Here is a 20,381-nt window from a genome sequence, read left to right as displayed (position 1 = left end):
TGCGCGAGGTGGCGCAAGCCAGCCATAAGCCCGTGCCCAGCACGGGTTTTTTTACGCCGGTAGAATCCCCCGATTCCTTGGGACTCTTCATGCAAACCGGCATCATCTACGCGCTGCTCGCCTACATCATCTGGGGCTTGCTGCCGCTCTATATCAAATCCCTCCACGGCATCGCGCCTATGGAGATCCTGCTGCACCGCATGGTGTGGTCGCTGGTGTTCCTGGGGCTGGTGCTGACCTGGCGGCGCCACTGGGGCTGGCTGCGCGGAGTCTGGACCAATCCGCGCCTGCTGGCCGGCTTCGTCGCCAGTGCGCTGCTGCTGAGCGGCAACTGGTTTCTCTACATCTGGTCGGTATCGAACGGCCGGGTGGTCGACGCCAGCCTGGGCTACTTCATCAACCCGCTGTTCAATGTGCTGCTGGGCGTATTGTTCCTGCACGAGCGGCTGCGTCCCGGCCAGTGGGCCTCCATTGCGCTGGCCGCGGCAGGCGTGGTCTGGCTGACCGTGGCCGCGGGCCAGTTGCCATGGATTGCGCTGGCGCTGGCCGCCACCTTCGGCGGCTACGGGCTGCTGCGCAAGACCGCCACGCTGGGCGCGCTGGAAGGCCTCTCGCTTGAGACCATGCTGCTGTTCCCGCTGGCGGCAAGCGCTCTGGCTTACCTGTTCGCGACGGGCCAGGCCGACTTCACCGGGGTGGGCGGCGGGGTGCAGTTGCTGGCGCTGCTTGCCGGGCCGGTCACCGCCGTCCCCTTGCTGCTGTTTGCGGCCGGCGCGCGGCGTATCCCGCTGTCCTTGCTGGGGCTGCTGCAGTACACCGGCCCGACGCTGCAGCTGCTGCTCGGCGTATGGCTCTGGAACGAGCCGTTCCCGGCCAGCAAGCAGATCGGCTTCGCGATGATCTGGATATCGCTGGTTGTTTATGCGGTCGAGGGGATATGGGCGGGGCGCCAGCGCGCGAAGCTGGCGCCGCAAGGGTAAAAAAAGGGCCTCATGGAGGCCCTTTTTTATTTTTACCAACAATGAACTCGACCGATAAACAATATAAAATATTCATCAAACGAATAATTTTCGTGTCGTCGAAGCAGTTCACTCAACAATCAGTGGGCCAAGTCCTGGCGATTCAGGTCAAAAAAATTCCTGCCATTTATTAAAAATAAAACAGACAGGTCACTTTGATTAGTAGCGGGAATACCAAACCCCGTTATCCGGACACACCGGGTCAGTAAAGCCCACGCACTTGCGCATGCAGCCGTACCAGCCCCAGCAGCGCATCGATGTTGGGGGTCGCGATCCCGACGTGCTCGCCGATTTCCCGCACCGATGCCACCAGCGCATCGATCTCCACCGGCCGCCCGGCCTGCGCATCCTGCAGCATCGAAGTCTTGAAAGCGCCCAGCTTGCGCGTGACCTGGTTGCGCTCCTCGCCGCTCTGCGCGATTGGGCAGCCGATGACCGCGCCGATCTTGCTGGCTTCTGCCATCACAGCCAGGCAGAAACGATTGACCAGCGGATCGTCGAGGATGCGGTCGCAGGTGGCGCCGGTCAGCACGGAGACCGGGTTCATCGTCATATTGCCCCACAGCTTGAACCAGATGTCCTGCTGGATCGCGGCGCTGCGCTCGACCTCCAGGCCGCCACTGGCGAGCAGGCTGGCCACGGCCTCGAGCTTGCCGGCTGCCATGCCCGTAGCGCCACCTGCGGCACCCAGGATCAGGCGCGCGCCAAAGCCGTGGCGCACCGTGGCCGGGGCCGGCGTAGAGGCGGTGAGGTGCACCACGCAACCGATCACCTGCGCGCCAGGAATGGCGCGCGCAATGGCGCCTTGCGGATCCACGGTGCGCAGCGACAACCCGGCATGCGGGCCGGGCCGCTCGAAGAACCACCACGGCACGCCGTTCATCGCCGTCACCACCACCGTATCAGGGCCGATCAGTGGCCCGATGGTCTGCGCCAGCTGCGGCAATGCCGGGGCTTTCACTGCCAGGATCACCACATCTTGCGTACCTAGCGCTGCGGGATCGCCTTGCGCGTTGACCGGAAACGTCTCGGTGCGCTCGCCCTCGATCAGGGTCAGGCCTTGCGAGCGCAGTGCCTCCAGCGTCTGGCCGCGCGCCAGGACGTTCAGCGCCTGCCCGGAGCGGGCGAGCCGTGCGCCGATAAAGCCGCCGACGGCACCTGCGCCGACGATGCATAGGGATGTCATGACTGCCTTGTTCCTGTATTTTTATTCATACAACGAATCAATGATTACTAATCACGATACGATTTATCGATACGGTTAATTTCACGGGTCAGTGCTGCAAACACATCTTCGCCCGCGCCGAACTTGGGATTGAACTGCAGCGAGTCGCGCGTGCACTTGCGCTGGATCTCCTCGGGCACCGGCAGCGCCGCCCCCATGGCCAGCGTAGCCAGCTGGATCTCGCAGGCGCGGTTGAGCAGCCAGAGCGTGGAAAAGGTACGTGCAATGCTGTCGCCCCAGGCTAGCAGGCCATGATTGCGCAGGATCACGGCGGGCTTGTCGCCGATATTGCGCACCAGGCGCGGCCCTTCGTCGTCGTGCACGGTAATGCCCTCAAACGGATGGTAGGCCACCTTGTCGAACAATTGCGCTGCGTAGAAGTTGCTCATCGACAGGCCCTGCGCCGAACAGGCGACCGCCATGCCCGCCGTGGTGTGCGTGTGCATGACGCAGTGCGCGCCCGGGATGCCGGCGTGGATGGCCGCATGCACGGTGAAGCCGGCCGGGTTGACCGGCCAGCGGCTCTCACCGATGACCTGCCCCGCCAGATCGATTTTCACCAGGTTGGAAGCCGTGACCTCCGCATAGCGCAGGCCAAAGGGATTGATCAGGAAATGGGGATTGCCGCCGTCGCCACCAGCCTCCGGCGGCAGGCGCAAGGTGATGTGGTTGTAGATCAGCTCGGTCCAGCCCAGCCGGTCGAAGATGCGGTAGCAGGCGGCGAGCTTGACGCGCGCCTCCCATTCCGCCGGATGACAGTTGGCAACAGCCATGCAGGTCTCCTCTCGCGTTGCTCGCGGCGTCGGTGCGCGCGCTTTCGGAATGCGGTTCAGGTGGGGTCGGGCCGGGATGTTAGTGCGGGGCAACCCATCCCGCTGCTCGATTAATTACCATGTTAATGATTTTGCGGTACTGGTCAAGCCGGGGGCTACCCGCAGCGCCTCAGGCTCAGGGCAGCGTGTTGCGCATGATCAGCAGCCACGGCATGTGCGAGTTGGTGACGCCGTCGATCATGCCCGAATCGCCGAGCTCGATTAGCTCCATCGACACCGATTGCTGGACATTGCCGCCGATGGCCTTGACCAGGCGTGCCGCCGGGTCGACCTCGACCACGATGTCGCAGTGCATGGGCGTGGTGCCAAAGCCGATCTCGGCCGCGCTGTCGAGGTACTTGTCGCGCCCGCGCGCGGCGCAGATCACATCGCCCGGGCGGGGCATGGCGGGCAACGGCTCGATGCGGAACGCCGGCGCGGGCAGGATGCCGTCGCGCGCGTCCACCACGTACATCGAATGCGAATCGCCAGTCAGGAACTGGCGATCGTCAAGGCCCGCCTTGCGCATCACCCAGGAAATGAATACGGCAGACCAGGCCCAGTTTCCCTGGGTGATCTGGCGGCAGGTGACGGCCTTGCCCACGATGGCCCAGTAGCGTTGGGCGAGCTTGCAGCCCTGCGGCGTGGCCTCCATGCCGGTGCCATCGGGAAAGTGCAGGCAGGCTGACTCGCCGCTCTCTTCTTCCTCGCGATCGGCGGAGCGGTCTGCGGCATCCGCACCATCCGCATTGCCCCCCGCCACCGGCATGCCGGGTAATACGGGTGCCGGCAGCGGGCTGTCGGCCACGCACGCGGTGTCGTCACGGCCCAGGCGCACGGTCTGGCCACCCCAGCGCTGCCATTCCTGCCAGGCGATCTCGACGATGCGCTGGCGCTGCGTGGCGCCGGGCGTTGTGACGGGTTTTTCCGTATCGGGGAGGGGGATCGCCTGAGGCCGGGCGGGCGGAGCAGGCGTGGTGCAACCCGAGACCAGCGCGAGCGTCATCAGCAGGCTCAGGCCAAGCGCTCGTGCCTGTGGAAAATTTTGTGGGAAACGTTGTGAATAAAGCTGTGGAAATCTGCCGCGCGGCGAACGAAGGTGCATGAGAGGCCTACTGAGCAGGACGTCCTAGACCCTTGTATTTACAGAGGGAAGGCGCCGATAGGGCACTATCTTACCGGGCTGGCGGAGGGTGCGGCGTATACCGCGAAGCGGCAGGATAACCGCGGGTCAAACACTGTGGATAACGCGCCCCGCCTGGCGCTCACCCATGCCATCAGGCAACTGGTGGCGGCACGGCGGGGTTGATCCAACGGGGCTGGCACGAAACCGCCCGCGGGACTTACTGGTTCACTGCGTCCTTGAACTTCTGGCCAGCCTTGAACTTGACGGTCTTGGCGGCTTCGACCTTGATTTCTTCGCCGGTGCGCGGGTTGCGCGCCATGCGTTCGCCGCGCTCGCCCTGGCTGAAGGTGCCAAAGCCGATCAAGCTCAGGGTGTCGCCCTTGGCCACGGCTTCCATGATGGCGCCAAGCGTCACGTTCAGCGCTTGTTCTGCCTTGGCTTTGGTCAGGCCGTCCACGCCGGCCGCGATGGCGTCGATCAGTTCGGTTTTCGTCATGCTTCACTCCGTGTCGAGTTGATAAAACAAGGACGCCTGGCTGGGCCGGCGCACTGCGCACCGGCGCCGGCAAAGGCGCCGCGGGCCACATCATACCGTGTCGGGCCACGTCAACCGGGAACAGATTGTTACAGCGCATCCCGCTCCAGGCCGCGCTGGCTGGGGCTTTGTGGGGATTAGGGGAGATAAGCAGGGACTTCGGCGGCTTCAGGATGGGCCTCAGGCGAGTTAACGCGCCCAGGTGTCCCACAGGGCATCCATGCCCGAAAAACGGCTCCAGTGGCCTCGTAGGCCCTCTCAGGGGCATTGCATTGCCGTAGCGCGGCCCGGTACGCGCAGCGCGAAATTCCTCTGACGCCCGGGCTCCGGTCGGGCGTCAACGGCAGTTGCCCGTCGCGCAGCGGCTGCGCTCGCTCGTAAAGGGGCCCTATGGGCGCTATGAGCGCTTCTTTCGCTGGCGCCGAGCTGCGGGGCCGCGTACCCATTGCAGCGTAGCAGCGAGGCTCGTGGGACTGCCAGGGAAGGCTATGCACTATTGTGCATGATGCTTGATGTGCAAGCGAGGTCGGGATCTTGAGGCTATTCGCCTCATGCATGCGTCAATCGACGCAGTGAACGGTGCGCGTTTACGCGCCGGGCTGCGTGGACGTATACCTCCGCCAAGCGGCACGTATACGTCCACGCCCAGCATGGAGACGAGGCGTATACGCGGTCTTTCTCGTCAAAAAACCATGGAGGCGCGGCAGTAAACCGTGCCGCGGCCAGCAAATTCCCTCTGCTCAAAAAAGAAGCCACGCCTGAAGCGGCTTTTCAGCCCTTTATTTTTTGCCGGGTTCTTTTTGCGCACCGATCGCCGGACGCAGTCCTTTCTGTTTACTTCTTTCTTTAATGTATACAGATAGTAGTAGTAGGTAAACGGCTGCCTTTTCTGTGGATAACCCAATTAACACCTTTAAAATCAGCGTGTTGCAAGAAGCAGAAGTGGTGGGACCCGGTGTTGGCGGACGTGGATGACTTATCCTTCTGGCGGAGGGTGTCGGGTGCAACCCTCCTACTTATGCCCGATGCATCCCCATGCCAACCCCAGGCAGCCCACATGAATTGCATGTCTTTATCCCCAGATTTTTGCCGGGTTATCCACAGATGATCAGCGGGGGCGCGGTTGTATACGTAAACACAGGGGTGCTGATTGAGGCTGTTTTGACGGCGGGTCTCCCCGTAAACCAGCGTGACGTATACCTGGCCTGACGTGTACAGGTTCAGGCGGTTTGCCCGTATACGCCTATTTGCCGGCAAGGGGATGCCGCGGCCAATATGGGCAGGTATCATCGCCATCGCGCCCGGGCGGCGCGCAGCCACGCGGGGTGGCAGGCGGATCTATACGGGATGGCACATGGCGGAACAGGCAAAGCAAGCGGAATTGAAGCAGGAAGGGACTGACGCGAAAGACGCCAGGCGCGTCAAGAGTCCGAAGCAAGGCAAGCGCAAGACCGCGTCCGACCGCGTGGAAGTGCGCCGCTCTGGCGTGCATGGCAAGGGCGTCTATGCGAACGCGCCGATTGCCGAGGGCGAGCGCATCATCGAATACAAGGGCGAGCACATCTCGTGGAAGGAAGCGCTCAAGCGCCATCCGCACGATCCGGCGGATCCCAACCATACCTTCTACTTCAGCCTGGAAGACGGCGACGTGATCGACGCCAAGTTCGGCGGCAACCGCGCGCGCTGGATCAACCACGCCTGCGAGCCCAATTGCGAGGCGCGCGAGAAGAAGGGGCGGGTGTTCATCCACGCGCTGCGCGACATCGCCGGCGGCGAGGAGCTGTTCTATGACTATGGGTTGGTGATCGACGCGCGCTACACCAAGAAGCTCAAAAAGGAGTTCGAGTGCCGCTGCGGCAGCCCGAAATGCCGCGGCACCATGCTGGCGCCGAAGGAAAAGAAGGCTAGGCAGGGCGCTTGAAAAGAGAAGGGCGAGCCGCGTCGCGGCTTGTCCTGCCTCAGACCGTCCCGGCGGCCTCGCACGGGATGCGGATCACAAAGCGCATGCCGCGTGCCTCAACCTCCTCCCCGGAGGCGGGCACATCCTCAATGCGGATGGTGCCCTGATGCAGGCCGATGATCTCATGCACGATCGCCAGCCCCAGGCCCGCGCCGCCGGGCGGTTGCGCCGGTGCATTGGGCCCCGGCGTATGGTCGCCGCGGAAGAAGCGCTTGAAGACTTCCTCGCGGCGCGCCAGCGCAATGCCTGGCCCGTTGTCTTCCACCATCACCACCGCCATGCCACGATGGCCAAGCGCCTCGCCGCCGGCACGCACGGTGATGCGCCCGCCGGGTGGCACATATTTCACGGCATTGTCGATCAGGTTGCTGAGCGCTTCGCGCATCAGCAAGCGGTTGCCGCGTACCGTGGAGGGCGCCGCGCCGGTAAAGGTGGGGCCGGGCAAGGTCTCGAAGCCAAGGTCGATCTGGCGCGCCAGCGCCTGCGGCACCCACTCGGCGCCGGTCTCGAAGGCCAGCGTGGCCAGGTCGAAATGCTCGATCGGGCCCAGCCGCTCCAGCGACAGCCCAGGCTCCGCACGGGCCAGCGAGAGCAACTGGTTGGACAGGCGCACCGCGCGGTCGGCCGCCGATTGCAGCTCGCGCAGCGCGTGGTCCGTCACCGCGGGATCCACCGACTGCACCGCACGGTCGGCATGCAGCTTGACGGCGGTGAGCGGCGTGCGCAACTGGTGCGCGGCATCGGCGATGAACTTGCGCTGCGCGTCCAGCGCATCGCGCAGCCTGGCCAGCAGCGCGTTGAGCGCGCGGATCAGCGGCTCCACTTCGGCCGGCACCTGGGTTTCATCGAGCGGCGCCAGCGAGCGCGCGGTCTGGCGATTGAGCTTGTCGGTGAGGATCTGCAGCGGCACCAGCTCTTCCTTGAGCACGTGCGAGAGGATCAGGCTGCCCACCACCAGCAGCAGGATCAGCGGCACGGAGACCGAAAGCAGGATTTCGTTGGCGGCGGTCTCGCGCCGATCCAGCAGTTCAGCCACTTCCACCACGATGGGCCCGCGCGGGACGCGCCCGGCTTCGCTGGTGGCCAGTTCATCCGAGGCCGGGCTGGGCAGGTTGACCGGTAGCCGCACGGCGCGCACCTGGCGCCCGCTGAACCAGGCGTAGAAGAGCCGCGCATCGTGCAGCGAGGTTTGCCCGGTGCCGTAGCCCAGCCAGGTGTCCATGCCGCCGATCAGCCCGTCGGGGCCGTGGATGCGCCAGTAGATGCGGTCGGTGCCTTCGGCCTCGACCAGCGTCTGCGCAATCATCGGGATGTCTTGCTCCAGCCGGGGGCCGGCAATGCGGATCTGCTGGGCGATATTGTTGGCCACGCCATACAGCGCGCGGTCGAATACCTGCGTGGTGTAGTGCGCCGCCAGCCAGTAGGAGAGCGAGCCGCTGGTCAGCACCAGCGCGAACAGTGGCGTGGCCAGTGCGCGCAGCAAGTGCACGCGCAGGCTTTGCGTGGAGGGCGAGCGCGCGGATGGCGTCGCGGCGGGCGTTGCGGCTTTGCCGGATGCGCCACCGGCGGCATCGGTCAGGGCCTTGGGAGGCTGGGGAGGACGTGGGCGCAGCCACATGGCGGGCTTCTCCCTGGGCGCGGCGTCAGGTGCCGGCGCGGATCTGCAGCAGGTAGCCGAAGCCGCGCACGGTCACGATCTCCACGTCGCATTCTTCGAGCTTCTTGCGCACGCGGTGCACGTAGACCTCGATGGCGGTATCGCCGACCGTGTCGCCGCCTTCCCCTGCGGGATGCGCGAAAGTGGCGAGATGGTCCTGCAGCTGCGCCTTGCTGACCACGCGGCCCTGGCGCTGCAGCAGCAGCTCCAGCACGGCGAATTCGCGCGGCGAAAGCTCCAGCGGCTTGCCATCGATGAACATGCGGCGGTCGTTGCCCGATAGGCGTAGCCGGCCGAGCCGCACGTCGCGCTCGGGCGCGGCCTCGCCGTGCTGGCTGCGGCGCAGCAATACGCGCACGCGCGCCTCCAGCTCGGGCAGGGCGAAGGGCTTGACCAGGTAGTCGTCGGCGCCGGCGTTCAGGCCAGAGAGCTTGTCTTCGAGTTCGTCGCGCGCGGTCAGGATGATGACCGGGGTGGTGCGGTTGCGGGCGCGGTAGCGCGCCAGCAGGGTCATGCCGTCGATGCCGGGCAGGCCCAGGTCGAGGATCACCAGGTCGTGTTGTTCGCGCAGCAGGTGCTCGGTGGCGTAGACGCCGTCGTGCACCACGCGCACCTGATGGCCGGCTTGGGCCAGGCCGGCTTCGACGCCACTGGCGATCTGGCGGTCGTCCTCGATCAGAAGGATACGCATGGTGGAAGGCTGGGGGGCAGGAAAGGAATCGGGAGAGTAACGAAAGTTACAAACGGTCAGCCAGCGATTGTACAGCGCACGACCGCCGGCGAGCTTTCGGTTTGCCTACAGTCTCCAGCGTGTCCTGGCTTGCCGCGTGCGCGCTCAGGCTTTTGCCAGCGAAGCAGCCGCGCGGTCCATGAAGGCGGCCAGATCGGTGTCGCGCCGGGTCAGGCCGTTGGCGTCATGGGTGGACAGGGTGACTTCGACCCGGTTGTAGACGTTGAACCACTCCGGATGATGGTCGGCCTTCTCCGCGGCCAGCGCCACGCGCGTCATGAAGGCGAAGGCGGCGTTGAAATCGGCAAAGGTAAAGCGCTTGTGGATCGCATCGCGGTCATCGACGGTGCTCCAGCCGGACAGGCTGGCCAGCAGCGGTGCACGTTCTTCAAGTGTTAGGGGCACGACGGGCGCAGGGGACATGAGGGGCTCGATGGTTGAAAAGGAAGTGGGCAAAGGGCAATGCCGGCCGGCCTGCCCGGCCTCCCGGCCCTTGCGATGTGCAGGGAGGCGGGGGCGGAGCAGGCACGCCGTCATTGTTTCACAAAGGATGCGCGCGGGTAGCGCCGGTAGCGCGTGTCAGACGTCGTCGCTGTCGGCCCAGCCTTCGCGCGAGCCGCGCTGGAGCACGAGGTCGGATTGCCCCACGTCGCCCGCGCCCAGCGTGGGCTGTGCGCGCAGTTCCTCATACAGCGGCGCAAAGTCGGGGCGGGTGGCGTCGAACAGCTGATCGAAGCTGTCGATCACGAAGTACGTCTTCTGGAAGGTGTCGATGCGGTAGCGCGTGCGCATGATGCGCCGCACATCGAAGCCGATGCGGTTGGGGCTGGCCGAGTCCAGGCTGTAGATCGATTCGCCCTGGCTCGACAGGATGCCCGCGCCGTAGATGCGCAGGCCTTCCGGTGTGCGGATCAGGCCGAACTCCACGGTGTACCAGTACAGCCGCGCCAGCATGTCGAGCGCGCCCAGCGAAGCGGCCTTGAGCCCGCCCTTGCCGTAGGCCTCCATGTAGTTGGCGAAGACCGGGTTGATCAGCAGCGGCACATGGCCGAACACATCGTGAAAGCAGTCGGGCTCCTGCAGGTAATCGAGCTGCTCGGGCTTGCGCATCCACCAGCTGGCGGGAAAGCGGCGGTTGGCCAGGTGCTCGAAGAACACCGCGTCCGGCACCAGGCCGGGCACCGCCACCACCTGCCAGCCGGTGGCGCGCATCAGGGTTTCGTTGAGCTGGTCGAAGCTGGGCACGCGGTCACGCTCCATGCCCAGCGTGGACAGGCCTTGCAGGAACTCATCGCAGACGCGGCCGCGCAGCATCGAGGCCTGGCGGTCATAGAGCTTGGCCCACACCGCGTGGTCGGTGTCCGTATAGCGTTCCAGTGGCTGCGCGATGGTGAAGTCGGGGCGCAATTCCTGGCCGGACAGCAGGCCGGCGTCGAATTGTTCCTTGAGCTTGTCGGTCAGGGTGCCGGAAAAGCTGGCCTGGGCGTCGCCAGCGTGGGTGGCGGTAGCCATTGCGTCCATGATGTTTTATCTCCTGCGGATTTACCGCACAGTTTAGCCAGGGCGTGACGCAAATGGCCCGCAAAAACGGCTTTGTTTCGTCATGCGATGCATCAATCGCGCAAAAATTTGGTATTGTCTGCGGGAAATGTGCGCGGGTGCGCTGCCGTCGACAATCGGCGCGCCGCCAGGCGGCGGCGGGGGTAGCATTCCTACCCGCGCCTGGTGCACAACAAGAAGCGATTCCGACTCGACCAACGCGCCTAGCGCGCCGAACGCGTCGAACTTGTCCAACGCGACCGAAGCGACCGAAGCGACATGACCATGATCAATCTCGACCCATTCGACCTCGCGCTGCTGGCGGCGTTGCAGACCGACGGCCGCTCCACCCACCAGCAGCTCGCCGAGCGCATTCATCTCTCACCCAGCCAGATCGGGCGTCGGCTCGCGCGGCTGGAGGCCGACGGCGTGATCACCGGCTACCGGGTGGTGCTGTCGCCGCCATCGCTCGGGCTTGGCGTGATGGTGTTCACCAGCGTCAAGCTGGCCCACCACGGTGACACCATCGTCGAGCGCTTCCGCGAGGACATCCTGCTGCTGGAGGAAGTGCAGGAGTGCTACTCGGTGGCGGGCGAGGCCGACTACCTGCTGCGCATCATGGTGCCCGACCTGCCGACGCTGGCCGAATTCACGATGAAGAAGCTCATGCGCGTGCCGGGTGTGGAAAGCGTGCGTTCCAACATCGTGCTGACCGCGCTCAAGCGCGACGGGCCGTTGCCACTGTCGCATTTGCGCTAGCCTGCGGGCCGCTCGCAGCGCGCGCGGGCTTGCGCTTGCCATCGGCGCATGTCACCCTCGCCGGGTGCCGCAATCGGGAGGGGGCAGGATGACGCAGATCGTCGCGCGGATGGACAAGCGTGAGAGACGTGGGTACTGGTGGGCTGCCGCAGCCTGCCTGCAGGCCGTGCTGGCGACCATGCCGGGCTCCGGCCAGGCGGCGCAGGTGGTGCGTTTCTCGCCGGAGGGCGAGGTCGCTCGCGTGCGGCAGGTGGCGATCCGCTTCGATGAAGCGATGGTGCCGCTGGGCGACTTGCAGGCGAGCCCGCCCGCCACGGTGTCCTGCAATGGCAGCACGATCACCGGACAGGCACGCTGGATCGACGCGAAGAACTGGGCATTCGATTTTGCGCGTGACCTGCCGCCAGGCGTCAAATGCACAGTGCGCATGGCGCCTGGCCTCAAGAGCGAGGCCGGCAAGGCATACGCCGGCAAGCCGGAGTATCGCTTCGAGACCGGCGGGCCAACCGTGGTCTCCGCGCGTCCCGGCGGCGGCGAAATCGAAGAGGACCAGGTCTTTGCACTGCGTTTCAACGGCCCGGCCACCGCCGGCTCGGTGCGCAACGCCACCTGGTGCCAGGCGCAAGGCCTGGGCGAGCGCATCCCCGTGCGTCTCGTTGCCGGCAAGGAGCGCGACGCCGTGCTGGGCGCGCTGCACTGGAAGCTGAAGGCCGACGAGGTGGATACCGTCCACCTGCTGGCCTGCCAGCAGCGCCTGCCGTCCGGCGCGCGCATGCAACTGGTGCTGGGCAGCGGCGTGGCCACGCCATCGGGGCTGGTCACGCGCGACGAACGGCGCTTCGACTACACCGTGCGCGAGCCCTTCACCGCGAGCTTTACCTGCGAGCGAGAGCGCGCGCAGTCGCCCTGCACGCCATTGCGGCCGATCTCGCTGTCGTTCTCCGCGCCGATTTCGCGCAAGGACGCCGAGCATATCCTGCTCAACACGCCCAAAGGCCCGCGCGCCCCGCAGTTCGAGCCGCAAGCGGCGCGCGACGCGCCCATCAGCAGTGTCAGCTTCAAGCCACCCTTTGCCGAGAAGACCGAGTTGACACTGTCTGTGCCTGCTGGCCTGAAGGACGACAGTGGCCGCGTGCTGTCCAATGCGGAGCTGTTCCCGCTCAAGGTGGGCATGGCCGCGATGCCGCCGCTGGCGAAATTCCCGGCCGCGCCGTTCGGCGTGCTTGAGCGTTTTGGCGAGCTGCCCAAGGGCAAGCCAGCGGTCGATTATCCGGCGCTGCTGCCGGTGACGCTGCGCAATGTCGAGGCCGACCTGCCGGCGCAAGGCGTGCGCGCGCAGGCCGGCACGGTACGCCGCCTGAAGGTGGACGACGATGGCGCGGTGCTGCGCTGGTACGGGCTGGTTCGCCGGCTGCACGAAGGCAGCTGGACGCGCGGCGAGCTTGATGCCATTCTTGCCGGCCGCTCGCCGTCCGCGGTCAACAACCCACGCAATGCGCCTTCCATCGAGACCCGCTCCATCTCGCTGCTCGATGGCGTGGCCGGTGCGCGCAAGCTCGCCATTCCGCAGCTGGTTGAGCCGGGCGGCAAGGCGCCACGCCCGTTCGAGGTGGTCGGCATTCCCCTGCCCGAAGCCGGCTTTCATGTGGTGGAGATCGCTTCGCCGATGCTGGGCGAGGCGCTGCTCGGCAAGCCCGCGCCCATGTACGTGCGCACTGCCGCGCTGGTGACCAACCTCGGCGTGCATTTCAAGCTCGCGCGAGGCCCCGGCAAGATGACCGCGCTGGCGTGGGTCACTACGCTCGACGACGGCAAGCCGGTGGCCAACGCCGCGGTGGCGCTGCGCGATTGCAGCGGCAAGCTGCTGGCCTCGGGCCGCACCGATGCCGCCGGGCTAGCGAGTTTCAACGGCCTGGACGACGTGCGCGAGCGCAGTTGCGACGACACCGGGCTGTCCGGTTATTTTGTTTCGGCGCGCATCGCCGCGGACCATCCGCAGGCACGTGGCCAGGCCGACATGGCTTTCGTGATGTCCGACTGGAACCAGGGCATCGAGAGCTGGCGCTTCAACGTGCCGACCGACACCGGCGCGGTGCCGGACGTGCGCGTGCACACCATCTTCGACCGTACCTTGCTGCGTGCCGGCGAGACCGTGTCGATGAAGCACATGATCCGCACCGAGACTGCGAATGGCTTCGCATTGCCGGGCGCGGGCGATCCCTTGCCGGAAAAGCTGGTCATCCAGCATGAAGGCAGTGGCCAGACTTACGAGCAGCCGGTGCAATGGCGCAGCACCGCTACCGGTGGGCGCAGCGCCGAGAGCACGTTCGCGATTCCCGCAGCGGCGAAGCTGGGCGTCTATACGGTGTCGTTCAGCGATGGGAAGGACCATGTGCTGGACAGCGGCAGCTTCCGCGTCGAAGCCTTCCGCCTGCCGGTGCTCGCGGGCACGCTCAAGGCCGGCAGCGGCGGGGCGCTGGTGGCCCCGGCGGAGGTGCCGCTCAACCTGGAAGTGCACTACGTCTCGGGCGGTGGCGCGGCAGGCTTGCCGGTGCAGGTGTCGGCGCTGCTGCGCGACAAGTACGTGCGCTTTGCCGACTACGACAGCTATGCCTTCACCGCGCCGCGCAAGGCGCAAAAGGACAGCAGCGGCGATGAGGACGAGGGCGAGGATGGCAATACGCCGCGCGACGATGCGCAGAAGCTGGTGGCGGACAAACTGCCGCTGAAGCTGGACAAGAACGGCGGCGGCACGCTCACCCTCAAGAACGTGCCGAGGCTGGACGCGCCCAAGGACCTGGTGGTGGAGTCGGGCTTTGCCGATCCCAACGGTGAGATCCAGACGCTGCGCCAGACGGTGCCAATGTGGCCGGCGGGCGTGGTGGCGGGCATCCGCACCGAGAGCTGGGTCTCGGTCAGGCAGAAGCTTCCCGTGCATGCCGTGGCGCTCGATCCGCAGGGGCGGCCGCAGGCCAACGTGCCGATCTCGCTGCGCGCACAGGCGCGCATCACCACCTCGGTGCGCAAGCGGGTGGTGGGTGGCTTCTATCGCTACGACAACCGCAACGAGAACAAGGACCTGGGCATCGTGTGCGAAGGCCGAACGGATGCGCAAGGCCGCATGCAATGTGACGTGACGTTGCCCGAGGCCGGCCAGGTGGAACTGATCGCGCAGGCCCGGGATAACGCGGGACGCGTATCGCAGGCCGCCACCTCGGTCTGGGTGACGCGCCAGGGCGAGCTGTGGTTCGGCGGTGAGAACAACGACCGCATCGACCTGCTGCCCGAGAAGAAGGCCTACGCGCCGGGCGAGACCGCCGTGTTTCAGGTGCGCATGCCATTCCGCCATGCCACCGCGCTGGTGGCGGTGGAGCGCGAGGGCGTGCTGGAGACCAGCGTGGTGGAGCTCAACGGGCGCGATCCCACGGTGCGGGTCAAGGTAAGGCCGGAGTGGGGCCCCAATGTGTATGTGTCGGTGCTGGCATTGCGCGGGCGCTTGCGCGAGGTGCCCTGGTATTCGTTCTTCACCTGGGGCTGGCGCCAGCCAACCGAGTGGTGGCAGGCGTTTCGCAGCGAGGGCCGCGAGTATGCCGCGCCGAGCGCGCTGGTGGACCTGTCCAAGCCGGCATTCCGCCTCGGGCTGGCGGAGATTCGCGTGGGCAACGAGGGTTACAAGCTCGACGTGAAGGTGACGCCCGACAAGACGAGCTATCCCGTGCGCGGCAAGGCGCAGGTAGCCGTGCAGGTGAAGCTGCCCGACGGCAGGCCTGCCGCCAATGGCGAAGTTGCACTTGCCGCGGTGGATGAAGCCCTGCTGGAGCTGATGCCGAACACAAGCTGGGATCTGCTCGACGCCATGCTGCGCCGTCGCAGCTATGGCGTGCAGACCGCCACCGCGCAGATGGAAATCATCGGCCGACGCCACTACGGCCGCAAGGCCGTGCCGGCGGGCGGCGGCGGCGGCAAGAGCCCGACGCGCGAGCTGTTCGATACCTTGTTGCTGTGGAATCCGCGCGTGCAGCTTGACGGCGAAGGGCGCGCCACGCTGACGGTGCCGCTCAACGATTCGCTCACGCGATTCCGTATTGTGGCCGTGGCCGACCTGGGCGTGGGCCGCTTCGGCAACGGCAGCGCGACCATTGCTGCCACGCAGGACCTGCAGCTGATCTCCGGACTGCCGCCGCTGGTGCGCGAGGAAGACCGCTATCGCGCTATGTTTACGCTGCGCAATACCACGCAGCGCGTGATGACGGTGCAGGCCGTGGCGCGTGTGAGCCCGCCGGGACAGTCCGTGCAGCCGCAGGCATTGGCCGCGCAGACGGTGGAGATCCCCGCGGGCGAATCGCGCGAGATTGGCTGGGACGCGGCCGCGCCGCTGTTGCCGGCGGGTTCGTCGGCCCAGGACGGCACGGTGCAATGGGAGGTGGAAGCTACCGAGGCCGGCAAGACGGGCGGCGCCAGTGACCGCGTCAAGCTCTCGCAGCAACTGGTGCCGGCGGTGCCGCTCACCGTGCAGCAAGCCACGCTGGCGCAGCTCGCGCCAAACCTGTCGGTGCCGGTACGCGCACCGCAGGGTGCGCTGGCCGATGGCGCGGGGCAGCCTCGCGGTGGCCTGCAGGTGAACCTGCAAGCCTCGCTGGCTGGTGGCATGCCGGGCGTGCGCGAGTGGTTCCGCAACTATCCGTTCTCGTGCCTGGAACAGCGCGCCTCGCGCGCGATCGGGCTGGGCGATGCGGCGCAGTGGAATGCACTGACTACGCAACTGCCTGGTTATCTCGACAACGACGGGCTGGCCTCGTATTTTCCGCTGCAAAACGACGGTAACGCCGGCAGCGAGGTGCTGACCGCCTACCTGCTGGCCGTGTCCGACGAAGCCGTGCGCGCGGGGCTGCCGCTGCGCCTGCCCGACGAAACGCGGGCCCGTATGGAAAGCGGATTGGCCGCGTTCATCGAGGGCCGCATCAAGCGCGAACGCTGGGCGCCGACGCAAGACCTGGAGGTGCGCAAGCTGGCGGCGCTAGAGGCGCTCTCGCGCAGCGGGCACGCGCAGGCGCGCATGCTGGGCTCGATCCAGATCTTGCCGGCGCAGTGGCCCACCTCGGCGCTGCTCGACTGGATTGCCGTGCTGTCGCGCGTGCAGGATATCCCGCAGCGCGAAGAGCGCCTCGCGCAAGCGCAGCAGATCCTGCGCTCGCGGCTGACGGTGCAAGGCACGCGGCTGGCGTTTTCCACCGAGCGCGGCGACAACTGGTGGTGGCTGATGAGCGGCGGCGATCTCAATGCCGCACGCCTGTTGGCGCTGTCGCTCGATCTGCCCGGCTGGAAGGACGAAAGCGCGCAACTCGCTACCGGCTTGCTCGGCCGGCAGATGCGCGGTGCCTGGGGCACGACCACGGCCAACGCCTGGGGCTCGCTGGCGATCACGCGCTTTGCGCAAGCCTTCGAGAAGACGCCGGTGTCGGGCGCGACGCGCGTGACGCTGGAGGGGGTGCCCGATGCATCGCGCAGCTTCGACTGGGCGCGCGCCGGGAAGGTGGATGGCGTGGCAAGCGGCGGCATCAGCCTGCCGTGGCCACGCGCGGGCGAGTCCGCCACGCTGCAGGCCGTGCAGCAAGGCGCCGGCAAACCCTGGGCCACGGTGCGCGCGCTGGCGGCGGTGCCGCTCGCCGCGCCGCTCTCGGCGGGCTATCGCATCACGCGCAGCGTAACGGCGGTGGAGCAGGCGGTGGCGGGCAGGTGGTCGCGCGGCGACACGTATCGCGTGAAGCTGGAGATCGATGCGCAGGCCGACATGACCTGGGTGGTGGTGAGCGACCCGGTGCCCGCCGGCGCCACCATTCTCGGCAGCGGCCTGGGGCGCGACTCGGAGATCGCCACGCGCGGCGAGCGGCGCAAGGGCGCATGGCCTGCATTCACCGAGCGCACCCCGCAGGCCTTGCGCGAGTATTACGCCTACATGCCGCGCGGCAGTGCCACGGTGGAATACACCGTGCGCCTGAACAATGCCGGCGAGTTTGCCTTGCCGCCCACCCGGGTCGAGGCGATGTACGCGCCGGATGTATTCGGCGCGCAACCCAATGCCAGACTGACCGTAGGAGAACGCCCTTGAGCTGGCTTGCAATGATGATGCCCGCGCGGGTGCGCGAGTGGTGGCTGGCCGGCACCATGGCCGGACTGGTCTACGGCGGCTTGCTGGTCACCGTTGCGATGGACTCGCCGCCCGGCGCGCCGCTGAACGGGCAGATCGCCTTCCAGCCGTTGTGGAAGACCGCCATGGCGCTGCTGCTGGTACGCGCCGCGCGCTTCCATCCCTTACGCCGCGAGCGGCGCTGGCTGATGGCGGCGCTGCTGTTCTGCGCGGTGGGGGACTTCCTGCTGGCGATGCCGTGGCTGTCGTTCTCCTTCATCGGCGGCCTTGGGGCTTTCCTGATCGCGCACTTCGCCTACCTCGGCTTGTTCGTGCCCATGGCGGGAGATTGGCGCGCGCATCGCCTGATCGCCTGCGGCGTGGTCGTGGGCGCGGCCGGCGTGATGCTCGCGCGCTTCTGGCCCAACCTGGGCGCGTTGGCGGTGCCGGTCTCGGTCTATGTCGGCGCGCTCGCGGCGATGGCCTGCGCCGCGTTGCTGGCGAAACTGCCGACGCCGCTGGCGGCAATCGGTGCGCTGTGCTTTGCCGTGTCAGACGGCTTGCTTGGCACCGCGCGGTTCCTCGCGCCGTTCGATACCTTTGCGCTCGGCATCTGGTGGACTTACGCGGCCGCGCAAGTGCTGCTGGTGGCCGGCGTGGCGGCCGGGCGGGACAAATGAACGCAGGCCTGCGTGTGGTGGCCGCGATGGCCGTGACGGCCTGCGTGGCCTGCGCGCCTACGCATGCGCTTGCGCTAGCGTCTTACGACAGCGTGCGCGCCAGCTGGCGCAGCGCGGATGTGGTGGTGCTCGACCGCCACGGCGAAACGCTGTCCCGGGTGCGCGACGATTTTCGTGCGCGCCGCGGCGACTGGGTCACGCTGGCGGAGATATCGCCCGCTGTGCGTACCGCGATCGTGCTGTCGGAGGACCGTCGCTTCTATGCGCACAGCGGCGTGGACTGGCAGGGTGTCGCGGCCGCAGCGTGGGCCAACCTGTGGAACACGCGCACGCGCGGCGCCTCCACCCTGACCATGCAGCTCGCCGGCTTGCTCGACGAGGACCTGCGGCGTGCCGACAGCGGCCGCAGCGTGAGCCAAAAGATGGCACAGGCCGTGCGCGCGACGGCACTGGAGCGTAACTGGAGCAAGGACCAGATCCTCGAGGCGTATCTCAACCTGGTGCCGTTTCGCGGCGAGCTGGTCGGCCTGTCCGCGCTGTCGCAGGCGTTGTTCGGCAAGTATCCGAGCGGCCTCGATGCACGTGAGGCGGCGCTGGCGGTCGCGCTGGTGCGTGCGCCCAACGCGCGTGCGCCGCAGGTGGCGCAGCGCGCATGCGGCATCCTGCGCGAGCAGCAATTGCCCAAGGCATGCGATGGGCTGGACGGCTTCGCGCAACTGGCGTTGCTGCGCAGCGGCGGCAGCACTGCGGGCACAGCATCGACGCCGAACCTCGCGCCGCATCTGGCGCGCTTGCTGGTATCGCAAGCCCGTGCCGGCGGGCCGGTGCCTGCCACCATCACGTCCACGCTCGATGCCGGCCTGCAACGCATCGCCACGGCGAGCCTGGATCGACATCTGCGCGAGCTTGCCGGGCGCAATGTGGAAGACGGCGCGGTGGTGGTGATCGACAACACGAGTGGCGACGTGCTGGCTTACGTTGGTTCGTCGGGCGTGTTGTCGGCGGCCGCGCAGGTCGATCACGCGGCCGCGCCGCGCCAGGCCGGATCCACGCTCAAGCCGTTCCTCTATGAGCAGGCGCTGGAGGGGAGGCGGTTGACCACGGCGTCGCTGCTGGACGACCGGCCAGTCAACCTGCCCACGGGCGGCGGCGGTGGCCTCTATGTGCCGCAGAACTACGACCGGCAATATGCGGGCTGGGTGAGCATGCGGGCCGCGCTGGCGTCGTCGTTGAACGTACCCGCGGTGCGCACGCTGGTGATGGTCACGCCGTTTCGCTTTCACCAGCGGCTGACCGCGCTCGGCTTGCCGCTGGCGCAGGCCGGCGATTACTACGGCTACAGCCTTGCGCTGGGTAGTGCCGATGTGCCGCTGATCGCGCTCACCAATGCCTATCGTGCGTTCGCCAACGGCGGGCGCTATGGGGGCGCACGGCTGCGCGCCGATGCGCCGCAGATGCCAGTGCGCGCGGTGATGTCGCCTGCGGCGAGCTATCTGGTTGCCGACGTGCTGTCGGATCGCCACGCGCGGGCGCGCACGTTTGGCCTGGACAGCCCGCTGACCACGCGCTTCTGGACCGCGGTCAAGACGGGCACGTCGAAGGACATGCGCGACAACTGGTGCGTGGGCTGGTCGCAGCGCTACACGGTTGGCGTGTGGGTGGGAAACGCCAGCGGCGCAAGCATGCATGAGGTCTCGGGTGTGTCCGGCGCCGCGCCGGTGTGGCACGAGATCATGGAGGCGTTGCACCGCTCGGTGCCGAGCGTGGCGCCGGCCATGCCCGCCGGCGTGGAGCGTGTGCCGTTGCGCTTCGCCGATGACCTCGAGCCCGCGCGCGATGAGGTCTTCCTTGCGGGTACTGCCATGCGCGTTGTCAACATTGCCAGCGCGGATAGCGTGCGTGTCACCAAGGATCGCGTGACCGCCATCGCCAGCCCTGCCGACGGCACCGTGTTCGCGCTCGATCCCGATATCCCGCCGGCGGCGCAGCGCGTCTGGTTCCATGCCGAGGGTGTCAGCGGACAGACCGCGCAACGCGTGAGCTGGCGCATCGACGGCAAGCCGCTGGGGCACGGCGGCCAGCTCTCCTGGCTGCCCTGGCCTGGCCGGCACGAGGTGGAGTTGCTGGATGCCGCGGGCAAGGTGGTTGACCGCATCGGCATCGAAGTGCGCGGCGCCGTAGCCAAGGTGCCGCGCCGCTGACTAGGCGGCTG

General features: G+C 67.0%; 14 protein-coding genes. 6 read left to right on the top strand and 8 right to left on the bottom strand.

Annotation, left to right across the window (positions count from 1 at the left end; translation table 11 throughout):
• Positions 1 to 89: 89 nt before the first annotated feature.
• A complete protein-coding gene (gene rarD, locus RR42_RS20410; protein ID WP_043350891.1) occupies positions 90 to 980 on the top strand; it encodes an EamA family transporter RarD in 891 nt (296 codons plus the stop codon).
• A gap of 241 nt (positions 981 to 1,221) precedes the next feature.
• Here the strand turns inward: rarD and RR42_RS20405 are convergent, their stop codons facing one another.
• The 4 genes from RR42_RS20405 to RR42_RS20390 form a co-directional block, all read right to left on the bottom strand.
• Positions 1,222 to 2,205, bottom strand: a complete 984-nt coding sequence (locus RR42_RS20405) for a 2-dehydropantoate 2-reductase (protein WP_043350889.1) — start codon at positions 2,203 to 2,205, stop codon at positions 1,222 to 1,224.
• A gap of 47 nt (positions 2,206 to 2,252) precedes the next feature.
• The gene (locus tag RR42_RS20400) at positions 2,253 to 3,017 is read right to left on the bottom strand and encodes a class II aldolase/adducin family protein (protein ID WP_043350886.1); all 765 of its coding nucleotides are present in this window, start codon (positions 3,015 to 3,017) and stop codon (positions 2,253 to 2,255) included.
• A gap of 175 nt (positions 3,018 to 3,192) precedes the next feature.
• Positions 3,193 to 4,161 (bottom strand): DUF2272 domain-containing protein, encoded by a 969-nt coding sequence (locus tag RR42_RS20395; RefSeq protein ID WP_043350882.1) that lies wholly within the window; start codon positions 4,159 to 4,161, stop codon positions 3,193 to 3,195.
• Positions 4,162 to 4,399: 238 nt separating this feature from the next.
• Entirely contained in the window at positions 4,400 to 4,678 is a 279-nt protein-coding gene (locus tag RR42_RS20390; protein WP_006162250.1) for an HU family DNA-binding protein, read from the bottom strand.
• 1,393 nt (positions 4,679 to 6,071) lie between these two features.
• On the opposite strand from RR42_RS20390, the gene RR42_RS20385 reads away from it, so the two are divergent.
• The gene (locus tag RR42_RS20385) at positions 6,072 to 6,638 is read left to right on the top strand and encodes an SET domain-containing protein (RefSeq protein WP_052494720.1); all 567 of its coding nucleotides are present in this window, start codon (positions 6,072 to 6,074) and stop codon (positions 6,636 to 6,638) included.
• Positions 6,639 to 6,675: 37 nt separating this feature from the next.
• On the opposite strand, the gene RR42_RS20380 is transcribed toward RR42_RS20385, so the two are convergent.
• From RR42_RS20380 to phhA, 4 genes are all read right to left on the bottom strand, one after another.
• Entirely contained in the window at positions 6,676 to 8,295 is a 1,620-nt protein-coding gene (locus tag RR42_RS20380; RefSeq protein WP_043350879.1) for a sensor histidine kinase, read from the bottom strand.
• A gap of 25 nt (positions 8,296 to 8,320) precedes the next feature.
• Entirely contained in the window at positions 8,321 to 9,025 is a 705-nt protein-coding gene (locus RR42_RS20375) for a response regulator transcription factor (protein WP_043350877.1), read from the bottom strand.
• A gap of 144 nt (positions 9,026 to 9,169) precedes the next feature.
• Positions 9,170 to 9,487, bottom strand: coding sequence for a 4a-hydroxytetrahydrobiopterin dehydratase (locus tag RR42_RS20370; RefSeq protein WP_043350874.1), 318 nt, complete (start codon positions 9,485 to 9,487; stop codon positions 9,170 to 9,172).
• 156 nt (positions 9,488 to 9,643) lie between these two features.
• Complete coding sequence (gene phhA, locus RR42_RS20365) at positions 9,644 to 10,576, bottom strand: phenylalanine 4-monooxygenase (protein ID WP_043352471.1); 933 nt, start codon at positions 10,574 to 10,576, stop codon at positions 9,644 to 9,646.
• A gap of 306 nt (positions 10,577 to 10,882) precedes the next feature.
• On the opposite strand from phhA, the gene RR42_RS20360 reads away from it, so the two are divergent.
• From RR42_RS20360 to pbpC, 4 genes are all read left to right on the top strand, one after another.
• Positions 10,883 to 11,362, top strand: a complete 480-nt coding sequence (locus tag RR42_RS20360; RefSeq protein ID WP_043350872.1) for an Lrp/AsnC family transcriptional regulator — start codon at positions 10,883 to 10,885, stop codon at positions 11,360 to 11,362.
• A gap of 88 nt (positions 11,363 to 11,450) precedes the next feature.
• Positions 11,451 to 17,471: an Ig-like domain-containing alpha-2-macroglobulin family protein gene (locus RR42_RS20355; RefSeq protein WP_043350870.1), complete on the top strand. Its 6,021-nt coding sequence runs from the start codon at positions 11,451 to 11,453 to the stop codon at positions 17,469 to 17,471.
• Complete coding sequence (locus RR42_RS20350) at positions 17,468 to 18,169, top strand: lysoplasmalogenase (protein ID WP_043350868.1); 702 nt, start codon at positions 17,468 to 17,470, stop codon at positions 18,167 to 18,169. The genes RR42_RS20355 and RR42_RS20350 overlap by 4 nt, the downstream gene beginning before the upstream one ends.
• Positions 18,166 to 20,370: a penicillin-binding protein 1C gene (gene pbpC / locus RR42_RS20345; protein ID WP_043350865.1), complete on the top strand. Its 2,205-nt coding sequence runs from the start codon at positions 18,166 to 18,168 to the stop codon at positions 20,368 to 20,370. Before RR42_RS20350 ends, pbpC begins: the two co-directional genes overlap by 4 nt.
• Positions 20,371 to 20,381 lie beyond the last annotated feature (11 nt).

The organism is Cupriavidus basilensis (genome assembly GCF_000832305.1).
Taxonomy (GTDB): Bacteria; Pseudomonadota; Gammaproteobacteria; order Burkholderiales; family Burkholderiaceae; genus Cupriavidus; species Cupriavidus basilensis_F.
The sequence above is the reverse complement of the archived record's forward strand: the minus strand, read 5'-3'. Positions and strand labels throughout refer to the sequence as shown.

What these genes read in the sequence shown, in the direction of transcription:
- rarD (WP_043350891.1), top strand. Translation starts at nt 90, where the DNA reads ATGCAAACCGGCATCATCTACGCGCTGCTCGCCTACATCATCTGGGGC.
- RR42_RS20405 (WP_043350889.1), bottom strand. Translation starts at nt 2,205, where the DNA reads ATGACATCCCTATGCATCGTCGGCGCAGGTGCCGTCGGCGGCTTTATC.
- RR42_RS20400 (WP_043350886.1), bottom strand. Translation starts at nt 3,017, where the DNA reads ATGGCTGTTGCCAACTGTCATCCGGCGGAATGGGAGGCGCGCGTCAAG.
- RR42_RS20395 (WP_043350882.1), bottom strand. Translation starts at nt 4,161, where the DNA reads ATGCACCTTCGTTCGCCGCGCGGCAGATTTCCACAGCTTTATTCACAA.
- RR42_RS20390 (WP_006162250.1), bottom strand. Translation starts at nt 4,678, where the DNA reads ATGACGAAAACCGAACTGATCGACGCCATCGCGGCCGGCGTGGACGGC.
- RR42_RS20385 (WP_052494720.1), top strand. Translation starts at nt 6,072, where the DNA reads ATGGCGGAACAGGCAAAGCAAGCGGAATTGAAGCAGGAAGGGACTGAC.
- RR42_RS20380 (WP_043350879.1), bottom strand. Translation starts at nt 8,295, where the DNA reads ATGTGGCTGCGCCCACGTCCTCCCCAGCCTCCCAAGGCCCTGACCGAT.
- RR42_RS20375 (WP_043350877.1), bottom strand. Translation starts at nt 9,025, where the DNA reads ATGCGTATCCTTCTGATCGAGGACGACCGCCAGATCGCCAGTGGCGTC.
- RR42_RS20370 (WP_043350874.1), bottom strand. Translation starts at nt 9,487, where the DNA reads ATGTCCCCTGCGCCCGTCGTGCCCCTAACACTTGAAGAACGTGCACCG.
- phhA (WP_043352471.1), bottom strand. Translation starts at nt 10,576, where the DNA reads ATGGCTACCGCCACCCACGCTGGCGACGCCCAGGCCAGCTTTTCCGGC.
- RR42_RS20360 (WP_043350872.1), top strand. Translation starts at nt 10,883, where the DNA reads ATGACCATGATCAATCTCGACCCATTCGACCTCGCGCTGCTGGCGGCG.
- RR42_RS20355 (WP_043350870.1), top strand. Translation starts at nt 11,451, where the DNA reads ATGACGCAGATCGTCGCGCGGATGGACAAGCGTGAGAGACGTGGGTAC.
- pbpC (WP_043350865.1), top strand. Translation starts at nt 18,166, where the DNA reads ATGAACGCAGGCCTGCGTGTGGTGGCCGCGATGGCCGTGACGGCCTGC.